1 pseudogene is annotated in these 425 nt (G+C 79.8%); it reads left to right on the top strand.

The annotated features are described in order from the left end of the window. Positions 1-425: pseudogene (locus ADK55_RS19715) on the top strand (acyl-CoA dehydrogenase); the annotation flags it as partial.

Below are 425 nucleotides of genomic sequence, written 5' to 3' on the forward strand. Positions count from 1 at the left end.
GCCGGGCCGTCGCCCCCGTCCCCTATCTGACCGCCGGGGTCCTCGCCGCGGAGATCCTGCTCGGCTGCGACCCCTCCTCGGCCGAGGTGTCCGACCTGCTGCGGCAGGTGGCCTCCGGTGGGCGGCTCTGCGTCCCCGCCGTGCCGCTGACCCTGGCCCCCGGGGCGCCCCTGCCCACCGGCGTGCGTGACGTCGGAGCGGGCACCCTGACCGGCTCCGTCACCTCCGTCGCCGACGCGGCCGCCGCCGACGTGCTGCTCGTCCTCGCCGACACCGGGCTGTACGCCGTCCCCGCCTCCGAGGTCGCGCTGACCCCGCTGGTCCCGCTCGACCTGACCCGCCCACTGGCCCGCGTCACCCTCGACGGGGCCGCCGGCACCCGCCTGGCCGACGCCGCCACCGCACGCGCCGCCGTCGCGGGCGCC

Origin of the sequence: Streptomyces sp. WM4235, assembly GCF_001279725.1 — a bacterium.
In the GTDB taxonomy this organism is placed as follows: Bacteria; Actinomycetota; Actinomycetes; order Streptomycetales; family Streptomycetaceae; genus Streptomyces.